This window comes from uncultured Luteimonas sp. (genome assembly GCF_947492465.1).
In the GTDB taxonomy this organism is placed as follows: Bacteria; Pseudomonadota; Gammaproteobacteria; order Xanthomonadales; family Xanthomonadaceae; genus Luteimonas.
Genome location: NZ_CANLNF010000002.1, coordinates 313,904 through 339,572 on the forward strand (window position 1 = coordinate 313,904; position 25,669 = coordinate 339,572).

Sequence of the window (25,669 nt, forward strand, 5' to 3'; positions counted from 1 at the left end):
GCGGGGTCCAGATCGCAGAACGGGTCGAATTTCCTTTTTTTCGCCCAACGAAAAAGGGCGGCCCCGTGGCCGCCCTTTCCATTCAGTCCGAGGGGCGCCTCAAACCCCCAACGGATTCGGCTTCTCCTGATCCAGCTTGTAAAGCTTGATCGCCCGGGCCGCATCCTTCGCCGTCATCTTCCCGTCCTTCGCCAGCGCATCGATCGCGGCATGCGCGATGTAGTACCGGTCCACCTCGAAGTGCCTGCGCAGATTCGCACGCGTATCCGAGCGGCCGAAGCCGTCCGTCCCCAGCACGGTATAGGTGCGCGGGATGAAGCCGCGGATCTGGTCGGTGAAGTTGCGCACGTAGTCGGTGGCGGCGATCACCGGGCCGGCGGGGCGGCTCTCGATGCACTCGGTGACATACGCCTTGCGCGGGCTCTTGGCCTCGGGGTGCAGGCGGTTCCAGCGCTCGGCGTCGTAGCCGTCGCGGCGCAGTTCGGTGAAGCTGGGGCAGGACCAGATGTCGGCGGTCACGCCGAAGTCCTTGTCCAGCAGCTCGGCCGCGGCGATGGCCTCGCGCAGGATGGTGCCGCTGCCCATCAGCTGCACGCGCAGCTCGCCCTTCTTGGGCTTGGCGCCGGCATCCTTGAGCAGGTACATGCCCTTGATGACGCCCTCGGCTGCGCCTTCGGGCAGCTCGGGGTGGCTGTAGTTCTCGTTCATCAGGGTCAGGTAGTAGTACTCGTCCACCTGTTCCTCGAGCATGCGCCGCATGCCGTGCTGCAGGATTACCGCCACTTCGCCGGCGAAGCTGGGGTCGTAGCTGCGGCAGTTGGGGATGGCGCCGGACAGCAGGTGGCTGTGGCCGTCCTCGTGCTGCAGGCCTTCGCCGTTGAGTGTGGTGCGGCCGGCGGTGCCGCCGAGCAGGAAGCCGCGCGCGCGCATGTCGGCCGCCTGCCAGGCGGCGTCGCCCACGCGCTGGAAGCCGAACATCGAGTAGTAGATGTAGAACGGCAGCAGCTGCAGGTTGTTGGTGGAGTAGCTGGTGGCCGCGGCCATCCACGAGGCGAAGGCACCGGCCTCGGTGATGCCTTCCTGCAGCACCTGGCCGGTGCTGTCCTCGCGGTAGTACATCAGCTGGTCGCGGTCGACCGGCTTGTACTTCTGCCCGGCCGGGGCGTAGATGCCGATCTGGCGGAACAGGCCTTCCATGCCGAAGGTGCGCGCCTCGTCGCAGACGATGGGCACCACGCGCGGGCCGACCTGCTTGTCGCGCAGGATGATGTTGAGCGACTGCACGAAGGCCATCGTGGTGCTCATCTCGCGCTCGCCGGTGCTCTTCATCAGGCGCTCGAAGCTTTCGAGCTTGGGCGCGGTGAGCGATTCGTCGGCCTTGCGGCGCCGCTGCGGCACGAAGCCGCCCAGCGCGCGGCGGCGCTCGAGCAGGTACTGCACTTCCTCGGACTTCTCGCCCGGGTGGTAGAACGGGATGTTGCCGTCCTTGAGCTGGGCGTCGTCGACCGGGATCTTGAAGCGGTCGCGGAAGGCGCGCACGGCGTCGTCGTCGAGCTTCTTGGTGTTGTGGGTGGGGTTGAGCGCCTCGCCCGCGCTGCCCAGGCCATAGCCCTTCACCGTCTTGGCGAGGATCACGGTCGGCTGGCCGGTGGTCTTCATCGCCTTGTCGTAGGCGGCGTAGACCTTGTGCGGATCGTGGCCGCCACGGTTGAGGCGCCAGATGTCGTCGTCCGAGAGGCTGGCGACCATGGCCGCGGTCTCGGGATACTTGCCGAAGAAGTTCTCGCGCGTGTAGGCGCCGCCGAAGGCCTTGCAGTTCTGGTACTCGCCGTCGACGGTTTCCATCATCAGCTTCTTGAGGATGCCCTGGCTGTCCTTGGCCAGCAGCGGATCCCAGTAGCTGCCCCAGATGGTCTTGATCACGTTCCAGCCGGCGCCGCGGAACTGGCTCTCCAGCTCCTGGATGATCTTGCCGTTGCCGCGCACCGGGCCGTCGAGGCGCTGCAGGTTGCAGTTGACCACGAAGATCAGGTTGTCCAGGCCCTCGCGGCCGGCGATCGACAGCGCGCCCAGGCTCTCGGGCTCGTCGGTCTCGCCGTCGCCCATGAAGCACCACACCTTGCGGTCAGTCTTGGGCATCAGGCCGCGCGATTCGAGGTACTTCCAGTTGCGCGCCTGGTAGATCGCGGCGATCGGGCCCAGGCCCATCGACACCGTGGGCACCTGCCAGAAATCGGGCATCAGCCACGGGTGCGGGTAGGACGAGATGCCGCGGCCGTCGACTTCCATGCGGAAGTTGTCGATCTGCGACTCGCTGATGCGGCCTTCGAGGAAGGCACGCGCGTAGATGCCCGGCGAGCTGTGGCCCTGGGTGGCGACGACGTCGCCCGGGTGCTCGCCTTCCGGGCCGCGGAAGAAGTGGTTGAAGCCCACGTCGTACAGCGTGGCCGAGCTGGCGAAGCTGGCGATGTGGCCGCCGAGGTCGCCGGGCTTGCGGTTGGCGCGCACCACCATCGCCATCGCGTTCCAGCGGATGATCGAGCGGATCCGCCATTCCAGGGTCTGGTCGCCCGGGATCTTGGGCTCCAGGTGGGTGGGGATGGTGTTGATGTATTCGGTGGTCGGGGCGAAGGGCAGGTGCGCGCCGGCGCGGCGGGTCAGCTCGACCATGTCCTCGAGCAGCTGGTGCGCGCGCTCGGGGCCGTTGTGGTCGATCACCGCCTTGAGCGATTCGATCCACTCGCGGGTTTCGGTGGGATCGGGGTCGTTCTGCAGCACGTCGGTCAGCCAGTTCATCGCCTTGCTCCGCCGCGGCCCCTGGCCGCGCAATGTCGTGGGGAAGTTGGACCGCCGATTCTAGCAGGGGGCATGGGCCCGGCCCTGCGGCGGCCGCCCCACCGCAGGGCGGGTCCATGGTTGCCATGGCAACCATCCTGCCGCGAACGGCGGCGATCGCGCAGCAATGGGCGCGTTTGAAACGCGCCGCGGCGGCAGGCGCTCGATCCCGCCCCGAGGGCGGCCGCGCGCCGTCTTCGCACCGCCTGCACACCGGGCGGGGAGAATGCCCGGTTTTTGGCGACCGGCGCCCGCTTGCCCTCGTTCACCGGGTCGGCAATCATCGCCGGCCAGGGGGCAGGCGCCGGTCGGTGCCGGGGTCCCGGCCACCCCTCACCAGATGCGATTGATGCTGCAAGCCGCCGCTCCCACCCCGTTGTCGAACTGGCGCCTGGCCGCGCTGGGCGTGCTGGTGGCCGCGATCATCGTCACCCCGTTCATCCTGCTGCAGCAGGCCACCCGGAATGCGGACGATGCCTGGCGGGCGGTGTCGCACTCGCAGCAGGTCGAGGTGACGGTGCAGGGCCTGGCGGCGGACATGCGCAACCTGGAGAACGGGGCGCTGTCGATGGCGTCCGGCGTGGACAACGCGCCCATGCGGCAGCGTGCCTCCGCCAGCCGCGACCGCATCCTGCCGCTGCTGCGCCAGTTGCAGGAGCTGACCCGCGACAACGCCGAGCAGCAGCTGCGGATCGGCGCGCTGCAGACGCACATCCTCCTGCGCAAGACCCAGGCCGAGCGCGTCATCGAACAGGGCACCGGTGCCACCGTGGCAGACATCGACCAGATGGTGGCGCGCTATCCCATCCACGACCTGATCGACGCGATCGTCCGAGCCGAGCAGCAGTTGCTGGGCGAGCGCCAGGGACGTGCCGAGGTGGTGGCTGCGCGCGCACGGGCGGGCGCGTGGATCGCCATGGCCGCCCAGTTGCTGCTGCTCGGCGGCCTGCTCACCTACGCCGGACGCCAGATCGCCCACCGCCTGCGCGCCGAGAGCGACGCCTCGCGCGCCAGCGCGCGGGCCACCGTGGTGCTGGACACGGTGCGCGAACCGATCGTGGCCGTGGACCATGAACAGCGCGTGGTCATGCACAACGCCGCCTTCGCCGAGCTGTTCGGCGTGGAGGGCGACGCGCGCGGGCAGCGGCTTTCGGAGCTGGGCAACGGCGCCTGGGCCGACGAGCGGATGATGCACCGGCTGGCCGACGTGCTGGGCCGCGGGCGCGAGCTGTGGGATTTCGAACACGAGCAGCGCACCGCCGACGGCATGGAGCGCACGATGATGATCAACGCCCGGCGCATGCCCCTGCCCGACAGCGAAGACTCGGTGGCGCTGGTGACCGCCAGCGACATCAGCGTGCAGAAGGCCAGCGACCGCCAGATCCGCGAGCTCAACCGGCAGCTGGAGGGCAAGGTCGAACAGGTCTCGGACGTGAACCGCGAGCTGGAGGCCTTCAGCTACTCGGTCTCGCACGACCTGCGCGCGCCGCTGCGCCACATCGCCGGCTTCGGCGACAAGCTCCGCCGACACCTGGGCGACGACGCGGACGAGAAGTCCCGCCATTACCTGGAGGTGATGGTGTCCTCGGCGCGGCGCATGTCGGCGCTGATCGACGACCTGCTGGTGTACTCGCGCCTGGGCCGCAGCGCGCTGCGGGTGCAGACGGTGGACATGCAGTCGCTGGTGTCGGACACGCGGGCGATGCTCGACGCCAACAGCGCCACCGAGGCGCCCGGACACACCATCGAATGGCGGATTGCGCCGCTGCCGGTGGTGGTGGGCGACGAGAACATGCTGCGCCAGGTGTGGCTCAACCTGCTGGGCAACGCCGTCAAGTACAGCCAGGGCAGCGAGCCGGCGCGCATCGAGGTGGAGTACCGGCGCGGCACCGACGGCCACCACTTCACCGTGCGCGACAACGGCGCCGGCTTCGACATGAAATACGCCGGAAAGTTGTTCGGCGTGTTCCAGCGCCTGCATGCGCTCAGCGAGTTCCCCGGCACCGGCATCGGCCTGGCCAGCGTGCGCCGGGTGCTGGCCCGCCACGGCGGCCGGATCCACGCCGAAGGCGAGCCCGGCAAGGGTGCTACCTTCCACTTCACACTGCCCGAGGCGGGCGATCTGCCCGCCCACAACGAGACCACGCCATGACCGAACTGCGCACCATCCTGCTGGCCGAGGACAGCCCACACGACGCCGAAATGGCGATCGATGCGCTGCGCGAGGCGCACCTGGCCAACCCCATCGTGCACGTCGAGGACGGGGTGGAAGTGCTGGACTACCTGCACCGGCGCGGCAAGTGGGCCGACCGCCCCGAAGGCGACCCGGCGGTACTGCTGCTCGACATCAAGATGCCGCGCATGGACGGGCTGGAAGTGCTGACCGACCTGCGCCGCAACGATCGCTTCAAGGCGCTGCCGATCGTGGTGCTGTCGTCTTCGCGCGAGGAAAGCGACCTGGCGGTGAGCTGGAACCTGGGCGTGAACGCCTATGTGGTCAAGCCGGTCGACGTGGACCAGTTCTTCGATGCGGTGCGCACGCTCGGCCGATTCTGGGCCGTGCTCAACGAGCCGCCGAAGAAGGACTGAGGCATGGCGGCCGGGCCAGTCGGCGATGCGTCCAGGGGCGCCTGGCGGGTGCTGCTGGTCGACGATTCGGCGGACGATGCCGAACTGGCCGAATACGCCCTGCGCAAGGGCCGGCTGGAGGTGGAGTGCCGGCGCGCCTGCACCGCGGCGGGGGTCGCGCAGGCGCTGCGCGAATTCGCCCCGCAGGTGGTGGTGTCGGACCTGAACCTGCCGGGATTCTCCGGCGCGGAGGCGCTGGCGCTGACGCGGGCGCATGATCCGGACCTGCCGTTCGTGTTCCTGACCGGCGGCCTGGCGCCGCACGATGCGCCGCCCGCTGCGGACGGCCTGCTGCTCAAGGACGATCTGGATGCGCTGCCGGCGCTGGTGCGCAGGCTGCTGCAAACGGGTCGGGTGCACGTGTCCCTGTCCTGAGGCGGCGGACCTGGAAACCCCAGGGCGAGTGGCGACTTGTGGCGCGCGTGGTCGCAATCACCCGCTGCCAGCCACCAGCGCAGTGCCTGCCGACGCGGCCCCGACCGTTTGCACGGGGTGGCCGATCCGTCCCGCTTTCAGGGAGAGTCCGACGCACCCTGCCCGGCGTCCTGCTCGGGCCAGTCGTTGGCGTCTTGCGGCAGGCCCAGCGCACCGCTGCGGGCCATGCTCTCGAAGACGCCATCCTTCCGCACCCACGCGTGGAACAGCGCCGCTGCCAGGTGCAGCAGCACCAGCCCGAACAGCAGGCGGGCCAGCCACGCATGCGCGCCACGCAGGAGGCTGTAGACGGCCGGATCGTGCGGTGCGATGGCCGGCAGCGTGAGGCCCGGCCACAGCAGTACCGGATTGCCCGCCGCCGACACCATTGCCCAGCCCACCAGCGGCATGGCGAACAGCAGTGCGTACAGCAGCCAGTGCGACGCATGCGCGGCCATGGCCTGGATCCATGGCAGGTCCGCGGGCAGCGGGGGCGGCGGATGCCGCAGCCGGTTGGCCAGGCGCACCACCGCCAGCAGCAGGATCGCCACGCCGAGCGGACGGTGCAGCGACAGCAGCGCCGGGCGCAGGGTCATGGACGAGACCATGACCACCCCGACGAACAGCATCGCCAGCACCATGGCGGCCATGCCCCAGTGCAGCCAGCGCGCGGTGGCGTTGAAATGTCGTGGCCGGTTCATCGGGCCACCCCCTGCCCGGGCGCCAGGCCCCGGGCACGCTCGCGCTGGCGCCGGTCGAACGACTGCGCATACACCGCGGCGCGCGCGGCGAGGATGGGGTCGTCCGACAGCGTCACCCCGGGCGGCACCACGGTGGGATCGAAGTTGAGGTCGCGGCACGCGCCGGTGGCCTGCGGCTGCGCGCGTTCGATCACCACCGTGCCGACGACCACCTGGTCGCGGTCGTCGGGCCACGGCGTCGACGGGTCGCGGCTGTCGTCGCCCGGCCCGGCGATGGTGACGACCATGTCCCAGCGCAGGGGGCCATCACCCAGCCGCGCCTGCAGTTCCGTCCCCAGGTAGTCGGGATCCGCGGCTTCGCGCTGGGCCGGCGTGAGCGCCACGAACGGCGCCTGCGGCCGCATCGACCAGCGCACCATCCGGCTGCCGCCGCGCGAATCCTCGAAGCCGAACGCATGGATGCCGTTGTACTGAGTGTTGGCGTAGCTGTCCGGCCACGGCGCGCTGCGCGCCCACTCGGCGAATTTCGCCGACTCCGGGTGCGCCTTGGCGAACGCCGCCAGCCGCGCGGGATCCGGCTTGCCGGTCGCGGGGTCGGGCGCGCCGGCCAGGGTCTGCGCGTGGAAGGCCTCGACCGAACCGACCCCGAAGAAGGGGAAGCTGTTCATCGCCATGCGCCACTCCTGGCCGTCGTCGCCGCGCAGCAACAGCGCCATGCTGCGCACGCGAGCCTGCGCATCGAGTCCATACGGCGAGCCGCCGCCGATCGACATGCGCCCGAGCAGTTGCGAACGCCCGGGCGCCAGCACGCGCGCCTTCGACAACGCCGCGGCCTCGGCGCTGCCCTCGAAATACCCGGTCACGCAGATGCCCTTGGCATGCGCGCGGCGGAACCCGGGATGGGGTTGCAGCGAGGTGGCCTCGATGGCGTCGGTCAGGCGCGCCGGGGTCAGGCGCTGGGGCGACAGCCAGCCGGCCGCCCAGGCGAAGGCCAGTGCCAGGGTCCCGACCACGGCGAAGATCGCGGCGAACTGCGCGGACGGTCGACGCGGGGACGGCGGGGGCGACTCGGCGTCCGGCATGGGCTGGGCTCAGGTGGGTTGGCCAGAGCATACGCGCGGCGTGGCCCGGGCATGACCCGCAGCGCCATGCGTTCAGTGATCCGATCACTGCCCGCGGGCCAGGCAGACCCGGTCGACATGCGCCGGGGTCGCAGGCCAGCGATGCCCGCGCGACCCGACCGCCGCCATGCCCATGGCAGACCTGTGCAGGGTGGGTGATGGACCCGGACACGCGAGCCACCCGGGAAACGCGGACACCGCGACGCCGGCGTGCCCCCTCGCCGTCCCTGCCCCCGCGGTGCGGGAGCAGAGTCGCAGCTGCGTTCAGCCCCCGCGTTCGGCCAGTCGCTGCTTGCGGATCTGGGCCTCGACCGCGGCGATCGCGGTCATGTTGACCACGCGGCGCGGACGCGAGGCGGTGGTGAGCACGTGCGCGGGCTTGCTCACGCCCATCAGGATCGGGCCCAGGGCCACGCCGTCGGTCATCACCCGCACCATGTTGTAGGTGATGTTGGCCGCGTCCAGGTTGGGCATCACGAACAGGTTGGCGCGCCCCTCCAGCGTGGTGTTGGGGAAGATGCGGCGGCGGAAGTCGTCGTCCCACGCGGTGTCGGCCATCATCTCGCCGTCCACCTCGAGTTTCGGCGAGCGCTTGCGCAGGATTTCCAGCACCTGGCGCATCTTGCGCGCGCTGGGGTCGTCGTGGCTGCCGAAGTTGGAGTGCGACAGCAGCGCCACCTTCGGCTCGATGCCGAACAGCTTGAGCCGGTAGGCCGCCTGGATGGTGCTCTCGGCGATCTGCTCGGGGCTGGGATCGGGCTGCACGTGGGTGTCGAGGAAGAACCACAGGCCGCGGTCGTTGATCACCCCGGTCATGGCCGAGGTGCTCTGCACGCCCGGATCCAGCTCGAACACGCTGCGGATGTAGCCGAGCTTCTTGTGGTAGCGGCCGACCAGGCCTGTGATCATCGCATCGGCCTCGCCGCGGTCCACCATCACCGCTGCGATCAGGGTGGTGCGCGAGCGCAGCAGGCTCTTGGCCGTTTCCGGGGTGACGCCGCGGCGCTCGGTGAGCTTGTGGTAGTGGTTCCAGTACTCGTGGAAGCGCGGGTCGTCGTCCTGGTTGGTGACTTCGAAGTCGACCCCGGCGCGCAGGCGCAAGCCCAGGCGCTGGATCCGCGACTCGATCACGTCCGGGCGCCCGATCAGGATCGGCAGGGCCAGGCCTTCGTCGACCACGGTCTGCACGCCACGCAGCACGGTCTCGTTCTCGCCCTCGGCATAGACCACGCGCTGGCGGTCGGCGCGGGCGCGGTCGTACAGCGGACGCATCACCAGCGCGGTGCGGTGGTGGAACTGCGAGAGCTTCTCGCGGTAGGCGGCCATGTCCTCGATCGGGCGCAGCGCCACGCCGGTGTCCATCGCCGCCTGCGCCACGGCCGTGGCGACGATCGTCAGCAGCCGCGGGTCGAACGGGCGCGGGATGATGTAGTCCGGGCCGAAGCAGGGAATCTCCTCGCCGTAGGCCGCGCCCAGGTCGCTGGCCTCGCTCTTGGCCAGCGCCGCGATGGCGTGCACGCAGGCCAGCTTCATCGCCTCGTTGATGCCGGTGGCGCCCACGTCCAGCGCGCCGCGGAAGATGTAGGGGAAGCACAGCGCGTTGTTGACCTGGTTCGGGAAGTCCGAACGGCCCGTGGCGATGATCGCGTCCGGGCGCACCGTGCGCGCCAGCTCCGGCATGATTTCCGGGTAGGGGTTGGCCAGGGCCAGGATGATCGGCCGCTCGGCCATGGCCGCGACCATGTCCCCGGTGAGGATGCCGCCGGCCGACAGGCCGAGGAAGATGTCGGCGCCGGCGACGATCTGCCCGAGCTCGCGGTGGCCGGTGTCGCGCGCGTAGCGGCGCTTGGCCTCGTCGAGGTCGTCGCGGCCGCTGTGGATCACGCCGCCGCGGTCGAAGGCGGTGATGTTCTCCGGCTTCAGGCCCAGCGCCACCAGCATGTCCAGGCAGGCGATGCCCGCCGCGCCGGCGCCGGTGGTGGCCAGCTTCACGTCCTCGATCTTCTTGCCGGCGATCTCCAGGGCGTTGACCACGGCCGCGCCGACGATGATCGCGGTACCGTGCTGGTCGTCGTGGAACACCGGGATGTTGAGCCGTTCGCGCAGCTTGCGCTCGACGATGAAGCACTCCGGCGCCTTGATGTCCTCGAGGTTGATGCCGCCGAAGGTGGGCTCGAGGCTGGCGATGATGTCGACGAGTTTGTCGGGGTCCTTTTCGTCGACCTCGATGTCGAACACGTCGATGCCGGCGAACTTCTGGAACAGCACGCCCTTGCCTTCCATGACCGGCTTGCCCGCCAGCGGGCCGATGTCGCCCAGGCCCAGCACCGCGGTGCCGTTGGAGATCACCGCCACCAGGTTGCCGCGCGCGGTGTAGTCGCTGGCCTTGGTCGGGTCGGCGGCGATTTCCTCGCAGGCGTAGGCCACGCCCGGCGAATAGGCCAGGGCCAGGTCGCGCTGGGTCAGCATCGGCTTGGTCGCGGCGACCTTGATCTTGCCCCGCGGCTCGAGCCGGTGGTAGTCGAGCGCGGCCTTGCGGAAGGCTTCTGCGGAATCGGTGCTGCTGGATTGCTCGGACATCTCGGACGGGACCGTGGACGGGACATGGATTCTAGCCCCACGCCCCCGATCGATCCCGCGCGAGCGTCGCCGCGGGCGCGCGGACGGCCGTTGCAAGCGTCGCCACGCAGCTCGACGCGCGGCCGCGCGCGCGACGCGCAGCCACGTGGCCGCGCCGCCTCAGTCGCCGTCGGACAGCCGGTCGAGCCGGATCCGGTTGGCGAACAGCGAGAACGCCAGCTGTCCGGCCAGGCCGTTGGCGCGCGCGACCCAGTCGGGCAGCCAGCGCGGCGGCGCCAGCACGCCGGCATCGAACAGCGGGTCGAGCCGCGCCACGTCGTCCAGGGTCATCTTGCCGGCGAACAGGCGCCGGCACTGGCGCAGGCGGCCCTCGCGCAGGGCGCGGCGGAAGAAGGTGTGCACCTCCACCAGGCCGCGCAGGTACACCGTGTCCTTGGCGAAGGCGCTGCCGCCGGTGGTCGGCACGCCGCGGAACACGCGCTGGGCCGAGGCGAAGCTCTCGGCCGGGTCCTGGCCGGCGGCGCCGAACCAGTCGAACACCTGCAGGAAATCCGCGCCGTCCAGCGCCATCGCGATCGCCTCGGTGCGCAGGCTCACCCGCTTCATGCGCTCGATGTCGATGCTGCCGGTGATCAGTTCGGCCAGCACCGCCAGGCCTTCCTGGGTGGCGGTGATCCGTGGCGAGGACATCGCCAGGCTGGGCAGCGTGGCCTGGGCGCGGCCGTTGAGCGCGGTCAGCGAATGCACCAGCGCCTCGTGGTGCAGCAGCTGCGCGCGGTCGTAGTCGCTGAACGCGGCGCCGTCGCGCAGGCGGATGCGGTAGGCGCCGGCGGCCGCCTTGGCGATCAGCTCCGGGTCCAGTTCGACCGTGACCACGCGGCCATCGAAGAAGGCGTCGAGCTGGTTCTGCAGCTGCAGGCGCAGCGCGGTGGCGGAGATCGTCACCTGCTCCTCGGGCGCGACCAGTTCGCGGTCGAGTTCGTCGGCGATGCGGATGAAGTGGCCGGCCGCCTCGCATGTGGTGGTGCCGCCACCCGGCAGCGGATCGTGCGGGTGGCCGTAGAGCATGATCGACAGCGCACTGGCCGCCTGCGTGCCCAGGGCTTCGAGCATGCGCGCGGCAAGCGCCCAGTCGCGCGCGGACTCGACCAGGTAGGCGCCCAGCGGATGACCGGGGTCCGCGGCCGCGGCGATCGCGTCGAGTTCGCGGCGGGCCTCGCCGAAATCGTGCGCCGGGTAGTCGAAGCGCGGCAGGCGCCGCTGGCCGCGCGCCAGGTCGGCCAGGAACTGCCGCTGCACCGTCGCCGGCCAGCTCGCCAGCGACAGCACGCGCAGTTCGCGGGCGACGCGCACCATGCGGGCATCGAGCGCGGCGTGGTGGGCGACGGGATCGGCCATGGAAGCGGACGCGGCGGGGAGTGAGCGCCCACGCTAGCGGAAAACGCCGCCGCGTATGCCGCAGGCTGGGCGAACGACCTGGCGGGCAGGGGGTTCGCCAGCCGGCCCGGCCTTCGCATACGCTAGCCGTATGCACCGTTTCCGCCTGCTTGCCGCCCTCTGCCTGCTGGCTCTCGCCGGCTGCGCCAGCATCCCCTACGAGCGCCCGCACGAACGCGACCAGCCGCCGCCGGCAGCGCGCCCGGCCGACGGCTCGCCCGAGCGCATGACCCTCAATGCCAGTGTCCACGATGCGGTGGTGGGCCATGTCGACCGGCTGTTCTACCGGCGCGATTTCGACCGCGCCGCGTTCGCGGCCCGGGCCGCGGCGATGCGCCCGGCCACGCTGGCGGCCCCGGACGAGGCCGGGCTTTACGCGCACATCCGCAGCCTGCTCGAGGCCCTCGACGACGACCACAGCCACGCGTTCTCGCCCACTGCGCGCGAGCGCCGAGCCGCGCAGCGCAGCGGGCAGTCCCGGGCCGGCTGGGGCCTGGCGACCACCGAGGTGGGCGGGCGCCATCGCGTGCAGCGAGTGCAGGCCGACGGGCCCGCAGCCGCGGCCGGCGTGCTGCCCGGCTGGTGGCTGGTGTCCGTGGATGGTCAGCCGCCGACTGAATCCGCACCCCCTCCCGAGGGGCGCAGCACGCACTTGGTGTTCGAGGACGAGCGCGGTGCCCGGCACGGCCTGGACCTGGTGGCGCGCGCGCTGCCGCCGCGGCCGCGCCACGAGGCACGGACACTGCCCGGCGGAATCGCCTACCTGCGTTTCGACGATTTCGACCAGGCCAGCGAGGACTGGCTGGGCGCCAGGCTCGTCGACCTGGCGGGGACGCGGCCGCCCGCCGGCGTGGTGCTGGACCTGCGCGACAACGGCGGCGGCCACTGGGACGTGGCGGCGCGCATCCTCGCGCGTTTCCATGCCCAGCCGCAGACCTTGCTGGTGCTGCACGGCCGCCTGTCCGACCACCGTATCGGTGCGCCACCGCCGGCGCGGGTCTACGAAGGTCCGCTGGCGGTGCTGGTCGGCCCCGGCACCGCCAGCGCGGCCGAGCTGCTCGCCGCGCGGCTGCAGGAAACCGGACGCGCGCGCCTGTTCGGGGAGCGCAGCCGCGGCGCGGTGGTCGGCACGCGCGGGATCAACCTGCCCGACGGTGGGCTGCTGCGGGTGGGCATGTGGGCCATCACCACCGGCGGCGGGCGTGCGCTGGACAAGGTCGGCGTGAGTCCCGACGTTTCCCTGCCGCCGGACTGGGCCGCGGTCCGGGCCGGGAACGATCCGGCGCTGGAGACCGCCGTGCAGGCGCTGCTGGCCGGACGCTGAAGCGGCTCAGCGGCGGCCGGGGCCGCGCGCCGGCGGTTTGCCCGGCGGACGGGACGCCGGCTTCTGCGCCAGGCGCGAGGCCAGCCGTCCGGACGCGGCCACCACCTCGTCGCGCAGCTTGAGGTAGTTGGCCAGCCTGCCCGGATCGAGCGTGCCGGCCTCGACCGCGGCGCGCACCGCGCAACCCGGTTCGGCCGCGTGGCGGCAGTCGCGGAACCGGCACTGCGCCGCGAGCGCCTCGATCTCGCCGAAGCCGCCATCGGCCAGTTCCTCCTCGCCGGTGGGCTTGAGCTCGCGCATGCCCGGGGTGTCGATCAGGCAGGCGCCCGAGGGCAGCGCGATCAGGGCGCGGTGGGTGGTGGTGTGGCGGCCGCGCGCGTCGTGCTCGCGCACCTCGGCGGTCTTCATCCGCTCGACGCCGAGCAGCGAGTTGGTGAGGGTGGACTTGCCGGCGCCCGAGGAACCGACCAGTACCGCGGTGGTGCCGGGCTGGAGCCAGCGGTCGAGCACGCGCACGCCGGCGGGGTCGCGCGCGTTCACAGCGACCACGTCCACGCCCTGCGCGCGCACGCCCGCCAGCGCCGCCAGCGCCGCGTCCGCATCGGTGCCGGGGCGATCGGCCTTGGTGAGCACCACCACCGGGGTCACGCCTTCGGCCTGGACCAGCAGCAGGTAGCGCTCGATCCGGCGCGGATTGAAGTCGCCGTCGAGGCCGCACACCACCAGCACCACGTCGATGTTGGCCGCGATCAGTTGCTGCCGGTAATGCTCGCCCGCGGCGCCGCGCTTGATCGCGCTGCGCCGCGGCAGCAGGGCGACGATGCGCCTGCCGTCCTCGACCAGCACCCAGTCGCCCACCACCGGCCGGTCCTCGGGCGCCACCTTGCCCTTGCGGTAGCCGGGCGGCCGTTGCCATTCGGGCAGGGATTCGACGGTGATCGCGCGGTCGGTTGCATCTGCAACCACGTAACCGCTGCGGTGCTGTTCGACCACGCGCGCCGGACCCGCCGCCGGGTGCGCGTCCATCAGTTCGGCCCAGGGCCCCGGCGCGGGCCTCCCGGCCCAGGGCCAGCCGATCGCGCGCAGCGCGTTGGTGGCGGGGATCAAACGCGGGCGCTGGCGGTCGTCATGGCCGCGATTCTAGCCCCGTCGCGGCGTATGATCCGGAAATCCGCGGCCTACCGCCGCACGCCCGCCGCCCCCGATGTCCGCTCCCAGCCTGCCCGTCCGCGAACGCCTGTCCGAAGTCCGCTACGAGATCCGCGGCGAACTCGCCCGCCGCGCGCGCGAACTCGAGGCCCAGGGCCGCACGCTGATCAAGCTCAACATCGGCAACCCGGGGGCGTTTGGCTTCCGCGCGCCCGAGCACCTGCAGCGCGCGATCGCCGACCACATCCACCGCACCGATCCCTACACCCACCAGCAGGGTTTGCCGGAGGCGCGCGAGGCCATCGCCGCGCACCACGTGGCGCGCCGCACGCCCTACGCGTCGCCCGAGCGCGTGTTCGTCGGCAATGGCGTGAGCGAGCTGATCGACATCTCGCTGCGCGCCCTGCTCAATCCCGGCGACGAGGTGCTGGTGCCCTCGCCCGACTACCCGCTCTGGTCGGCGGCCACCATCCTCAACGACGGGCGCCCGGTCTTCTACCAGTGCCACGCCGGCAACGGCTTCCTGCCCGATCCGGTGGAGATGGAGGCGCTGGTGTCCGCGCGCACCCGCGCGATCGTGCTGATCAATCCCAACAACCCGACCGGCGCGAACTATCCGCGCGAGCTGCTCGAACGCATCGTCGCGATCGCCGCCCGCCACAACCTGCTGCTGCTGTGCGACGAGATCTACGACGGCATCCTCTACGACGGCGCGCAGTTCGAGCCGGTCGCGCCGCTGGCCGGCGACGTGCCCTGCCTGTCCTTCGGCGGCCTGAGCAAGGTGCACCGCGCCTGCGGCTGGCGCGTGGGCTGGGCGGTGCTGTCGGGCGATCCGGCGCGCAGCACCGCATTCCGCCACGCCATGGACCTGCTTGGCGCGCTGCGCCTGTGCGCCAACGTGCCGGGGCAGTTCGCGATCGAGGCTGCGCTCACCGGCGCCGACACCATCTCGCCACTGTGCGCACCCGGCGGCCGCCTGTACGAGGCGCGGCGCGCGGTGACCGAGGCCTGCGCGGCCAGCGAACACCTGGAGCTGGTGGCACCGGCGGGCGCGCTGTACGCGTTCCCGGGCGTGGTCGGCGATGCGGCGAAAGGCTTCGACGACCACGGCTTCGCGCTGGAGCTGATGGAGACCGAGGACGTGCTGCTCGTGCCGGGTACCAGCTTCAACGTGCCCTACCGCAACCACTTCCGCGTCACCCTGCTGCCGCAGCCGGAGATGGTGCGCGAGGTGTTCGCGCGCATCGACCGCGTGCTCGAACGTCGCGCCCTGGCGAACGGCAAGGTCGTGCCGCTGAAGAAGCAGGCGCGGCCGGCGGCGTGAGCCGCGCGGTGGGGCGTCGCGGTGCGGGTTGGGCCACGCGCCGCGATCGCGCCCCTGGCGCTGGTCGCGTCGCGCGGCAGCAGACCCTTCCGGCGGAAGCCGCGGAAGCAGCGACCACACCACGGGATATGCGCTGGGTGAGCGGGCGACCTTCCGGTTGACGCAAGCCCGCGACGAACATCCCGCCCCACAAGTCCACACGACCAGGATCCACGGCTTCGATGCAGACGCCCGCTCCCACGCTGCGCTACCTCGCCCTCGGCGACAGCTACACCATCGGCGAGGGCATCGCCGGGGACGGCCGCTGGCCGCTGCAGCTGGCGCAGGCGCTGCGCGCCGACGGCATCGCCCTGGCCGACCCGTGGATCATCGCCACCACCGGCTGGACCACCGACGAGCTGTCCGCCGCGATCGACGCGGCCCGGCCCGCACCGGGCTTCGACCTGGTTTCGCTGCTGATCGGGGTCAACAACCAGTACCGCGGGCGCGGCCTGGACGAGTACCGCGCGCAGTTCGACGCCCTGCTGGCGCGGGCGATCGGATTCGCCAGCGGCCGCGCCGGCCGGGTGCTGGTGCTTTCCATTCCCGACTGGGGCGTGACCCCGTTCGCGGCGGGCAGCGGCCGCGATCCGGCCACCATCGCGCGCGAGCTCGACGGCTTCAATGCCGTCGCCCGGGCGCAGTGTGCGGTGCGCGACGTGGCCTTCGTCGACATCACCGCGGTCAGCCGCGAACGCGGCGCGGAAGCTGCGATGCTGGCGGCCGACGGCCTGCATCCGTCGGCGGCGATGCATGCGCAGTGGACGCGTCTGGCGCTGCCGGTGGCGCGTCGGTTACTGTCCGCCGATGACTGAACAGACTCTGCGGCCGCTCGATGCGGCCACCGCGAAGGGAATTGCGCGCGCCTTCCTGCCGGCCCACGTCCTCGGCAACCGCTACGACTACTACTACACCCTGGCCAAGCTGCGCACCGACCCGCTGTACCCAGGCGTGCTCGACGCGCTGCGCGGCTGCGAGGCGCCGCTGCTTGACCTGGGCTGCGGCCTCGGCCTGCTGGCGCACGCGCTGCGGGTGGACGGGCAGACGATGCCCTACCAGGGCGTGGACATCGATGCGCCGAAGATCGAACGCGCCCGCCGCATCGCCGGCCAGTCGGCGCTGGCCGACGCGCACTTCGAAGTGGTCGACCTGGCGCGCGGCTATCCGCCGCATTCGGGCAGCGTGGCGATCCTGGACGTGCTGCAGTTCCTGACCCGCGAACAGCAGGCCGCCCTGCTCGATGCCGCGATCGCGATGCTGGCGCCGGGCGCGCGGCTGGTCATGCGCGCCGCGCTCGACGACGGCGGCGCGCGCATCCGCCGCACCCGCGCCGGCGACCGCTTCGCCGCACTGACCGGCTGGATGCCCGACCGGCCCAAGCACTACCCCACCGTGGACGAACTGCGCGCGCGCTTCGACGCCGCCGGGCTGGCCGTGGACATCCGTCCCTGGTTCGGCAACACGCCGTTCAACAACTGGCTGGTGGTGGCGCAGCAACCGGCCGCGCCGGGCTGACCCGGCGTCGCCGCCTCATCGGCGTGGGAGCGCGCTCGCGCGCGAAAGCCGTTCGCGACCAAGGTCGCTCCCACAGGGCTGTCGCGACCCGAGGTGGTGGGAGCGCGCTCGCGCGCGAAGGCCGTTCGCGATCGAGGTCGCTCCCACGGGGCTGCAGCGGCGACCTATGCTTGTGCCGGTGCCGGCAGTACTGCGCGATAGCCCAGCGCGTCGAGCCGCTGCAGCAGCGCGGCGATCATCTCGACGCTGCGCCCGTGCGGCGCGCCCTCGTGCAGCAGCACGATCGCGCCGGGCGCGAGATCGCGCTCGATCGCCGAGACCACCTTGTCCACGTCGCGCTGCACGGCGTCAAAGCCGCGCGCGCTCCAGGCCACGCGCGCAAGGCCGGCGCGCCGCAGCGGCGCATGCACGAACGGATTGCTGTGGCCGACCACCGAACGGAACCAGCGTGGCGCGCGGCCGGCGATGGCGGCAAGCTGGCGCTGCGCGTCCTCGATCTCGCCGCGCATCCGCCGCGGTCCCAGCGCCCAGAACCGGGCCTGCGGATGCGAGCGGCTGTGGTTGCCGATGCCGTGGCCGCGGCGCACGATCTCGCGGACCAGTTCCGGCCGGGACGCGGCGCGGTCGCCGACCAGGAAGAAGGTGGCCTTCGCGGCGTGTGCGTCGAGCAGGTCGAGCACCGCGGCGGTGTCGTCGGACGGGCCGTCGTCGATCGTCAGCCAGATTTCGCGCCCGGTCCACGGCAGCCGCGACAGCACCGGCCCGTACAGCGCCGCATTCGGCGCCAGCACGCCCCACCAGGCCAGCGCATGCGTGGCCAGCATCAAGGGCAGGCCGGCGCCCCAGCCCCAGCGCCACCACACCCACGCCACCAGCAGCTGCGAGAGCAGCAGCAGGGGCAGCCAGGCGTGCGGCCGGCGCGGCGGGCGATGCGGGATTTCCATGCGCGCAATGATGCCATCCCGTCCGCGCGCAACGCGCCGTTGCGGCCGGCTGCGCGGCGATCGCGGTACCATGGACGGCCCGCTCCAAGGATCGCCGCCATGTCCCTCGAACCCGCCGTGCGCGCCCGTATCGAATCGCTGCTGCAGGCCAACCGCGCCGTCCTGTTCATGAAGGGCGTGCCGGCCGCGCCGCAGTGCGGCTTCTCGGCCAAGGCGGTGTCGGCGCTGGACGCGCTGGGCGCCGACTACGCCCACGTGAACGTGCTGGCCGACGGCGAGATCCGCGAAGGCATCAAGGCCTACGGCGACTGGCCGACGATCCCGCAGCTGTACATCGACGGCGAGCTGGTCGGCGGCAGCGACATCATCGCGCAGATGGTCAACAGCGGCGAACTGCATACCGCACTCGGCCTGGCCGCGCCGGACCGCACGCCGCCCTCGATCACGATCACGCCGGCGGCGCTGGCGATGATCCGCCAGGCCATCGACGATGCCGGCGGCGAAGTGGTGCTGCAGGTGGACGTGGACCGCAACTTCCGCACCCGCCTGAACCTGGGTCCGGCCGACGCCGATGCGGTGTCGACCGAGGTCGAGGGCGTGCGCGTGCAGTTCGACCTGGCCGGCGCGCGCCGCGCCGAGGGCCTGCGCATCGACTTCGCCGACGACATGCGCGGCAAGGGTCTGGTGATCGAGAACCCGAACGCGCCGCCGCCGGTGTCGCAGACCAGCCCCGGCGAGGTCGAGGCGCGCGTGCGCGCCGGCGAGATGGTGCTGGTGGACGTGCGCCCGCCGGAAGAGCGCGCGATCGCGTCGGTGCCGGTGCCGTTCATGACCTTCGACGCCGGCCGCGCCGACGTCGAGGCGCTGCCCAAGGACGCGGCCATCGCGTTCCTGTGCCACGGCGGCGGCCGCAGCGGCCGCGCTGCCGAGGAGTTCCGCCTGATGGGCTTCCGCAACCTGCACAACGTGGCGGGCGGCATCGTCGCCTGGTCGGACACGGTCGACCCGTCGATTCCCAAGTACTGAGGACGCCAGGCCCCGGGTTGCCTCGCTGCCCTGCCCAGGCCTTGTCGACGCGGCTTCAGCCGCGTCCGGAGACCGGGTTCCGCCGCCCCGCCGAAGGCTTGTGGGAGCGGCTTCAGCCGCGATACGTCCGGTGCGCGGCATCACCACAGCGGCGACACGGTTGCCATCGCGGAGCGGTGGCTCCGTCGATCCGAAGTCATGGCAACCGATGCGCCACCGGCGTCGCCAGCCGCATGGGTGTTTCCAGGCCGGGTGGACGGTTCGCGGCTGAAGCCGCTCCCACGGCGCCCGGCGTCTCAGAATCCCCCGCCGGCGTCGAGCCAGGCCTGTTCCTCGGGCGTGTTGCTGCGGCCCAGCGCGTGGTTGCGGTGCGGGAAGCGGCCGAAGCGCTCGATCACGTCCAGGTGCCGCCGGGCGTAGTCGAGATACCCGTCCTCGCCCATGGCCGTGAACAGGGCGACGGCGCGATGCTGGTCCTCGATCGCCTCGGAATGCTCGAAGGGCATGTACATGAAGGTGCGCAGTTCGGCCTCCACCTTCCTGTCGAAACCGGCGTCGACCACGCGCACGGCATAGTGCAGGGCCAGCGGATCGGTGGCGAAGGCATGTCCGCTGCCGCGGAAGATGTTGCGCGGGATCTGGTCCAGCAGGATCAGCAGCGCGAGCGCTCCGTCGGCGCTGTCCATCCAGGAGTCGTACTCGCGCCGCGCGGCGGCGAAATGCGCATCGGTGAAGCGTTCGCGGCATTGCGCATCGAACGCCGCGCCGCCGTTGAACCACTTCGTGTAGCCGGCTGCGCGCCAGAAGTCGATGACGTGCCGGATGTCGGGTTGCGGATCCATGCCCCATCTTAGCGCCGGCGCGCGTGGTGCGGGCCCGCACAGCCGCGCTATTCGTCGAATCGCAGGTGTCGCACCGACTTGCCGTGGCGGCGGATCAGGCGCAGCGCCTCGATGCCGATCTGGATGTGGCGCTCGACGAACTCCGCGCTGACCTTCGCATCCGATGCCTCGGTCTTGACCCCTTCCGGGATCATCGGCTGGTCGCTGACCAGCAGCAGCGCGCCCGATGGAATGCGGTTGGCGAAGCCGGCGGCGAAGATCGTCGCCGTCTCCATGTCGATGGCCATGCAGCGCATCGCGCGCAGCCGTTCCTTGAACGCGTCGTCGTGCTCCCAGACCCGGCGGTTGGTGGTGAACACCGTGCCGGTCCAGTAGTCGTGGCCGAGGTCGCGGATCATGGTGGAGACGGCGCGCTGCAGGGCGAAGGCGGGCAGCGCCGGCACTTCCGGCGGCAGGTAGTCGTTGGAAGTGCCCTCGCCGCGGATCGCGGCGATCGGCAGCACCAGGTCGCCGAGCTGGTTCTTGCGCTTGAGCCCGCCGCACTTGCCCAGGAACAGCACCGCGCGCGGCTCGATCGCCGACAGCAGGTCCATCATGGTCGCCGCGTTGGGGCTGCCCATGCCGAAGTTGATCATGGTGATGCCGTCGGCGGTGGCGCTGGGCATCGGCCGGTCGAGGCCGACCACCGGCGCACCGGTCATGCGGCTGAAGTGGCCGAGGTAGCCACCGAAATTGGTCAGCAGGATGTGCTGGCCGAAATCGTCGAGCGGCACGCCGGTGTAGCGCGGCAGCCAGTTGCCGACGATGTCCTGCTTGTCCTTCATGCGCGGTCCTCCTGCCGGGCATTTTGTCACGCGACATGACTTTCGGCCGCTTGGCGGCGACCGGGGGAGCGGGTACCGTCGGGCGATTCAACCTGCGAAAGGCCGCCATGATCCGACCCCTGACCGCTGCGCTGTGCGCAGTCCTGTTCGCCGGCTGCGCCAGCACCGGCGATACCGCGCCGGCGCCGCAGTCCGCTGCGGGGACCGGTAGCGACGCCTACGCCAGCACCTACCGGCCGATCGCCTCGGCACCGGTGCTGATCACCGGAGCGACCGTGCTCACCGGCGACGGGCGGCGCCTGGACAATGCCGACGTGCTGCTCCAGGACGGCAAGGTGGCGCAGGTCGGCAACGGCCTGGCGGCGGGCGCCGACGCGATCCGCGTCGACGGCAGCGGCAAGTGGGTCACGCCGGGTCTGATCGACGTGCACTCGCACCTGGGCGTGTACCCCAGCCCCGGCGCCAGCGCGCACAGCGACGGCAACGAGGCGACCAGCCCGGTGACCGCCCAGGTCTGGGCCGAGCATTCGGTGTGGCCGCAGGATCCGGGCTTCGGCGCGGCGCTGGCCGGCGGCGTGACCGCGCTGCAGATCCTGCCCGGTTCGGCCAACCTGGTCGGCGGGCGCGGGGTGACGCTCAAGAACGTGGCTGCCACCACCGCGCAGGGCATGAAGTTCCCCGATGCGCCGCACGGGCTGAAGATGGCCTGCGGCGAGAACCCCAAGCGCGTCTACGGCCAGAAGGGCGGCCCGGCCACGCGCATGGGCAACGTGGCCGGCTACCGCGCGGCCTTCATCGACGCGCAGGACTACGCGCGCAAGCGCGAGAAGGACGGCTCGACCAAGCGCGACCTCAAGCTCGAGACCCTGGCCGGGGCGATGGCCGGCGACATCCTGGTGCACATCCACTGCTACCGCGCCGACGAGATGGCGCAGATGCTGGACCTGGCGAAGGAGTTCGACTTCAAGGTCGCCGCCTTCCACCACGGCGTGGAGGCCTACAAGCTGGCCGACCGGCTCGGCGCCGAGGGCGTGTGCGGCGCGCTGTGGGCGGACTGGTGGGGCTTCAAGATGGAGGCGTTCGACGGCATCCAGGAGAACATCGCCATCGTCGACCGCGCACCGGGCGGCTGCGCGATCGTGCATTCGGATTCGGACGAGGGCATCCAGCGGCTCAACCAGGAGGCGGCCAAGGTGATGGCGAACGCACGCCGCGTGGGCATCGAGATCGCGCCCGAGCGCGCGATCCGCTGGATCACGCAGAACGCCGCCAGGGCGCTGGGCGTGGACGATGTCACCGGGACGCTGGAAGCCGGCAAGATGGGCGACGTGGTGCTGTGGAGCGGCAATCCCTTCAGCGTGTACGCGCAGGCCGAGCAGGTGTTCGTCGACGGTGCGCGCGTGTACGACCGCAACGATCCTTCGCTGCGGCCGGTGACCGACTTCATGCTCGGGCAGCCGACGGCGCAGGGAGGTGTGCGATGAGCCGCCGTCAGGTCCGCCGCCGGACGCGTCCGGCATCCGCCACGGCGGCGCTGCTGCTGGCGGCGCTGCTGCCGGTGGCGGCGGCCGCTCAGGACGTGCTGATCCGCAACGCCACCGTGCACACCGCGACCGCGCGCGGCACCCTGCAGGGCGCCGACGTGCTGGTCCAGGACGGGCGCATCGCCGCGATCGGCAGCGGCCTGGCGGCCGGGTCGGCGCAGGTGGTCGATGCACAGGGCCAGCCGCTGACGCCGGCGTTCTTCGGCGGCATCACCGGGATCGGCATCGAGGAGGTTTCGGGCGAATCCTCGACCCGCGACGCCTCGCTGGCGCTGGGCGAGAACGCCAAGGACATCACCGTCCGCCCCGAGTTCGACGTGACCCTGGCCTACAACCCCGAGTCGATCCTGCTGCCGGTCGCGCGGGTGGAAGGCATCGGCTACACCCTGCTCAGCGCCGGCACCACCGCGGGCGGCTCGATCATCGGCGGCCAGGGCGCGCTGGTGCGCCTGGACGGCGGCCCGGACCCGGCCGGCCCGAAGGTGCTGTTCGTCGCGCTCGGCGCGGGCGCCTCGAACCTCAGCGGTTCCTCGCGCGCCGGGCAGTGGATGCTGCTGGAGCAGATGGTCGACGAGGCGCAGGGACGGATCCCGGCCGATTCGAACTTCGCCCTGCTGACCCCGGCCGGGCGCGCCACGCTCGGCCGATTCCTGGAGAACCGCGGACTGGTGGTGGTCGAGGTCGACCGCGCCGCCGACATCCGCCAGCTGCTGCGCTGGTCGCGCCGGCACCGGGTCCGGATCGCCATCTCCGGCGGCGCCGAAGCCTGGAAGCTGGCCAGCCAGCTGGCCGAGGCCGACGTGCCGGTGTTCGTCGATCCGCTGGCCAACCTCCCGGGCAACTTCGACCGCCTGGGCGCGACCCTGGACAACGCCGCCCGGCTGCATGCGGCGGGCGTGCGGGTGGGCTTCACCCAGGCCGGCGACGCTTCGCACAACGCGCGCAAGGTGCGCCAGCTGGCCGGCAACGCCGTCGCCAACGGCCTGCCCTGGGAGGCGGCGCTGGCCGGACTGACCCGGATCCCGGCGCAGGCGTTCGGCGGCGGCGAGCGGTTGGGCACGATCGCGGTGGGCCAGACGGCCGACCTGGTGCTGTGGAGCGGCGACCCGCTCGATGTCGCCCACACCGCGCGCCAGACCTGGCTGGGCGGGCGCGCGATGCCGATGCGCTCGCGCCAGACCGAGCTGCGCGACCGCTACCTGCGCGCCGAGCCGGCGCGCGAGGCGGGGGCGCTGCCGCGCGCCTATCCGGCCCGGGTCGACTGACCTGGCCCGGCTCCCGCGCCAGCCGGCGCGGGAGCCGGCGGCGCGTTCAGCCGCGCCAGCGGCAAGCGCGCGACAATGCGCGCTTCGCGTGGCGGGGCAAGACCCCACGGGAGCTGCAATGCGCATCGGAATCGTCGTCGACTCGACCTGCGATCTGCCGGTCGACTATCTCAAGGCCAATGAAGTCGAGATCCTGCCGATCTCGGTCCGGATCGGGAACGAGCTGCAGGTCGACTACCGTGGCGAGGCCGAGACCCTGGCCTTCCTGCACGCGCACATCGCCGAACGCGGCGCCAGCGCCGAGACCATCCCCTTCAGCGTCGAACAGATCCGCGACCTGTTCCTGCAGCGGCTGGTGGTCGACTACGACCACGTGTTCTGCATCACCGTCACCAGCACGCGCAGCCAGATCTTCGAGAACGCGCGCCAGGCCAGCTACGCGATCCTCAACGACTACCGGCCCACGCGCGCCGCGGCCGGCCACAACACGCCGTTCGCGCTGCGCGTGATCGACAGCCAGAACCTGTTCTCGGCGCAGGGCATCCTGCCGGTCGAGGCGGTGCGGCTGCGCGCGGCGGGCGAGGGGCCGGGCCGCATCCGCGGGCGGCTGGAACACCTGGCGCTGCACACCTACGGCTACCTGGTGCCGCGCGACCTGTACTACATCCGCAACCGCGCGCGCCACAAGGGCGACCGCAGCGTCAGCCTGTTCAGCGCCGCGCTGGGGACCGCGCTGGACATCAAGCCGGTGCTGCGCGGCTGGCGCGGCGACACCGCTCCGGTCGCCAAGATCAAGGGCTTCGATCCGGCGGTGCGCGCGCTGTTCGAGTTCGCCACGCGCCGCGTCGAGGCCGGCCTGCTCACTCCCACCCTGTGCCTGTGCTACGGCGGCGAGCTCGACGAGATGCGCGCCATGCCCGGCTACGACACGCTGCTCGGCGCCTGCGCCGAACGCGGCATCGAGGTGTTCGAAACGGTGATGAGCCTGACCGGCATGGTCAACGTCGGCAAGGGCGCGGTCTGCGTCGGCTTCGCGGCCGATCCGCACGAGTTCGCCTGACCGCGACGCATCGTCGACGCGGCGCTGCTACTCTGGCGGCCTCCGTCCACAGGCGCGTGCCCATGTCCGTCCGTTACCTGATCCGCCTGCCCGACCCCGAACGGGTCCGCGCGTCCGGCGAGTTCGCCTTCCGCTCGCAGAGCGCCGAAGGCATGGCATCCGAACTGCAGGACGCGCTGCGCGGCGACGCGCTGTTCCAGCGCTGGCGCGCGATCCAGGACGACCCGGATTCGGTCGATCCCGCGCTCGGCGTCACCGACGCCGCGGCGGTGGTGGAAGGCCGGCAGCACGACCTGCACATCGACCTGGTGGCGGACACCGCGATTGCCGGAACGGTGTTCAAGCACCGCATGCGCCTGCTCGCCGGCGCCACCTGGGAACTGCGCGACGTGCGCACCGGCTGAGTGCGCCCTCCCGTCCTGCTGTCGTGGAGCGGCGGCAAGGATGCGGCCTGGACGCTGCACCGTCTGCGCGCGGCCGGCGAGGTCGAGGTCGTGGGCCTGCTCGCGACGCTGGACGCGGACGCGCGCGCTTCGATGCAGGGCGTGCGGGCAAGCGTGCTGCGGGCGCAGGCGCGGGCGGCCGGCCTGCCGCTGCTCGAAGCGCCCCTGCCGCCGGCCGCTTCGAACGCAAGCTATGAGCAGGCGATGGCCGCCGCGCTGGACGAGGCGGCGCGACGCTGGCCGGGCCTGGAGACGCTCGCGACCGGCGACCTGCTGCTCGAGGACCTGCGCGAATGGCGCGAGGCGAGCCTGTCGCGGCTTGGCTGGCGGCTGTCCACGCCGCTGTTCGGCGAGGACACCGCCGCGCTCGCGGCCGGGATGCTGCACGGCGGCCTGCGCGCGTCGTTGTGCTGCGTGGATACGCAGCAGCTGGATGCCGCGTTCGCCGGTCGCGGCTTCGATGCGGCATTGCTGCAGGCGCTCCCGGACGGAATCGACGCCTGCGGCGAGCACGGCGAGTTCCACACCTGCGTGTACGCCGGGCCGATGTTCGGTGCGCCGCTGCCGCTGGCACGGGGCGACACCTGGTTGCGCGACGGCCGCTTCGCGATCACCGACTTCGCGCTGGCGGCGGCCGGGGACTGAGCCGGGCCT

Annotated in this window: 21 protein-coding genes and 1 pseudogene; 13 read left to right on the forward strand and 9 right to left on the reverse strand. The window is 71.7% G+C overall.

Going from position 1 to position 25,669, the window contains the following annotated elements; translation table 11 throughout:
• Window positions 1-99 precede the first annotated feature (99 nt).
• Window positions 100-2,796, reverse strand: coding sequence for a pyruvate dehydrogenase (acetyl-transferring), homodimeric type (gene aceE, locus Q0863_RS06460; RefSeq protein WP_298576584.1), 2,697 nt, complete (start codon window positions 2,794-2,796; stop codon window positions 100-102).
• A gap of 388 nt (window positions 2,797-3,184) precedes the next feature.
• Between aceE and Q0863_RS06465 the strand changes: the two genes are divergently transcribed.
• The 3 genes from Q0863_RS06465 to Q0863_RS06475 are packed head-to-tail and all read left to right on the forward strand — an operon-like array spanning window position 3,185 to window position 5,838.
• The gene (locus tag Q0863_RS06465; RefSeq protein ID WP_298576586.1) at window positions 3,185-4,987 is read left to right on the forward strand and encodes an ATP-binding protein; all 1,803 of its coding nucleotides are present in this window, start codon (window positions 3,185-3,187) and stop codon (window positions 4,985-4,987) included.
• The gene (locus Q0863_RS06470; protein WP_298576588.1) at window positions 4,984-5,424 is read left to right on the forward strand and encodes a response regulator; all 441 of its coding nucleotides are present in this window, start codon (window positions 4,984-4,986) and stop codon (window positions 5,422-5,424) included. Before Q0863_RS06465 ends, Q0863_RS06470 begins: the two co-directional genes overlap by 4 nt.
• A gap of 3 nt (window positions 5,425-5,427) precedes the next feature.
• Window positions 5,428-5,838 carry a response regulator gene (locus Q0863_RS06475; protein ID WP_298576590.1) on the forward strand — a complete coding sequence of 137 codons (411 nt, stop codon included), beginning with the start codon at window positions 5,428-5,430 and terminating at the stop codon, window positions 5,836-5,838.
• A 137-nt stretch (window positions 5,839-5,975) separates the two neighbouring features.
• On the opposite strand, the gene Q0863_RS06480 is transcribed toward Q0863_RS06475, so the two are convergent.
• The 4 genes from Q0863_RS06480 to Q0863_RS06495 form a co-directional block, all read right to left on the reverse strand.
• Window positions 5,976-6,578, reverse strand: a complete 603-nt coding sequence (locus Q0863_RS06480) for a cytochrome b/b6 domain-containing protein (RefSeq protein WP_298576592.1) — start codon at window positions 6,576-6,578, stop codon at window positions 5,976-5,978.
• On the reverse strand, window positions 6,575-7,660 hold the full coding sequence (locus Q0863_RS06485) for a catalase family peroxidase (protein WP_298576594.1): 1,086 nt from the start codon (window positions 7,658-7,660) through the stop codon (window positions 6,575-6,577). The genes Q0863_RS06480 and Q0863_RS06485 overlap by 4 nt, the downstream gene beginning before the upstream one ends.
• Window positions 7,661-7,963: 303 nt before the next feature.
• Window positions 7,964-10,279 carry an NADP-dependent malic enzyme gene (locus tag Q0863_RS06490; protein WP_298576596.1) on the reverse strand — a complete coding sequence of 772 codons (2,316 nt, stop codon included), beginning with the start codon at window positions 10,277-10,279 and terminating at the stop codon, window positions 7,964-7,966.
• Between the two features lie 159 nt (window positions 10,280-10,438).
• Complete coding sequence (locus Q0863_RS06495) at window positions 10,439-11,677, reverse strand: flavohemoglobin expression-modulating QEGLA motif protein (RefSeq protein WP_298576598.1); 1,239 nt, start codon at window positions 11,675-11,677, stop codon at window positions 10,439-10,441.
• 130 nt (window positions 11,678-11,807) lie between these two features.
• On the opposite strand from Q0863_RS06495, the gene Q0863_RS06500 reads away from it, so the two are divergent.
• Window positions 11,808-13,040 carry a S41 family peptidase gene (locus Q0863_RS06500; RefSeq protein WP_298576600.1) on the forward strand — a complete coding sequence of 411 codons (1,233 nt, stop codon included), beginning with the start codon at window positions 11,808-11,810 and terminating at the stop codon, window positions 13,038-13,040.
• A gap of 6 nt (window positions 13,041-13,046) precedes the next feature.
• Here Q0863_RS06500 and rsgA read toward each other — a convergent pair whose 3' ends face one another.
• Window positions 13,047-14,147: a ribosome small subunit-dependent GTPase A gene (rsgA, locus tag Q0863_RS06505; protein WP_298576602.1), complete on the reverse strand. Its 1,101-nt coding sequence runs from the start codon at window positions 14,145-14,147 to the stop codon at window positions 13,047-13,049.
• A gap of 97 nt (window positions 14,148-14,244) precedes the next feature.
• On the opposite strand from rsgA, the gene Q0863_RS06510 reads away from it, so the two are divergent.
• The 3 genes from Q0863_RS06510 (at window position 14,245) to Q0863_RS06520 (ending at window position 17,067) form a co-directional block, all read left to right on the forward strand.
• On the forward strand, window positions 14,245-15,513 hold the full coding sequence (locus tag Q0863_RS06510) for an aminotransferase class I/II-fold pyridoxal phosphate-dependent enzyme (RefSeq protein WP_298576604.1): 1,269 nt from the start codon (window positions 14,245-14,247) through the stop codon (window positions 15,511-15,513).
• Between the two features lie 221 nt (window positions 15,514-15,734).
• The gene (locus tag Q0863_RS06515) at window positions 15,735-16,367 is read left to right on the forward strand and encodes an SGNH/GDSL hydrolase family protein (protein WP_298576606.1); all 633 of its coding nucleotides are present in this window, start codon (window positions 15,735-15,737) and stop codon (window positions 16,365-16,367) included.
• Window positions 16,360-17,067 (forward strand): class I SAM-dependent methyltransferase, encoded by a 708-nt coding sequence (locus Q0863_RS06520; RefSeq protein ID WP_298576608.1) that lies wholly within the window; start codon window positions 16,360-16,362, stop codon window positions 17,065-17,067. Before Q0863_RS06515 ends, Q0863_RS06520 begins: the two co-directional genes overlap by 8 nt.
• A gap of 164 nt (window positions 17,068-17,231) precedes the next feature.
• Here the strand turns inward: Q0863_RS06520 and Q0863_RS06525 are convergent, their stop codons facing one another.
• Window positions 17,232-18,011, reverse strand: coding sequence for a polysaccharide deacetylase family protein (locus Q0863_RS06525; RefSeq protein ID WP_298576609.1), 780 nt, complete (start codon window positions 18,009-18,011; stop codon window positions 17,232-17,234).
• Window positions 18,012-18,110: 99 nt separating this feature from the next.
• Between Q0863_RS06525 and grxD the strand changes: the two genes are divergently transcribed.
• Window positions 18,111-19,037, forward strand: coding sequence for a Grx4 family monothiol glutaredoxin (gene grxD, locus Q0863_RS06530; RefSeq protein WP_298576611.1), 927 nt, complete (start codon window positions 18,111-18,113; stop codon window positions 19,035-19,037).
• A gap of 296 nt (window positions 19,038-19,333) precedes the next feature.
• Here the strand turns inward: grxD and Q0863_RS06535 are convergent, their stop codons facing one another.
• Window positions 19,334-19,879: a DUF924 family protein gene (locus tag Q0863_RS06535; RefSeq protein ID WP_298576612.1), complete on the reverse strand. Its 546-nt coding sequence runs from the start codon at window positions 19,877-19,879 to the stop codon at window positions 19,334-19,336.
• Window positions 19,880-19,926: 47 nt separating this feature from the next.
• On the reverse strand, window positions 19,927-20,703 hold the full coding sequence (locus Q0863_RS06540; RefSeq protein WP_298576614.1) for an AMP nucleosidase: 777 nt from the start codon (window positions 20,701-20,703) through the stop codon (window positions 19,927-19,929).
• Window positions 20,704-20,915: 212 nt separating this feature from the next.
• Between Q0863_RS06540 and Q0863_RS06545 the strand changes: the two are divergent.
• The 5 genes and pseudogenes from Q0863_RS06545 to Q0863_RS06565 all read left to right on the forward strand — a co-directional run.
• Window positions 20,916-22,187, forward strand: a pseudogene (locus tag Q0863_RS06545) (amidohydrolase); the annotation flags it as partial.
• A complete protein-coding gene (locus Q0863_RS06550) occupies window positions 22,184-23,512 on the forward strand; it encodes an amidohydrolase family protein (RefSeq protein WP_298576617.1) in 1,329 nt (442 codons plus the stop codon). The pseudogene Q0863_RS06545 and the gene Q0863_RS06550, both read left to right, overlap by 4 nt.
• 118 nt (window positions 23,513-23,630) lie before the next feature.
• A complete protein-coding gene (locus tag Q0863_RS06555; RefSeq protein ID WP_298576619.1) occupies window positions 23,631-24,572 on the forward strand; it encodes a DegV family protein in 942 nt (313 codons plus the stop codon).
• 62 nt (window positions 24,573-24,634) lie between these two features.
• Window positions 24,635-24,976 (forward strand): hypothetical protein, encoded by a 342-nt coding sequence (locus tag Q0863_RS06560; protein WP_298576621.1) that lies wholly within the window; start codon window positions 24,635-24,637, stop codon window positions 24,974-24,976.
• Window positions 24,977-25,660, forward strand: coding sequence for an ATP-binding protein (locus Q0863_RS06565; RefSeq protein WP_298576623.1), 684 nt, complete (start codon window positions 24,977-24,979; stop codon window positions 25,658-25,660).
• The last annotated feature ends 9 nt before the right edge of the window (window positions 25,661-25,669 follow it).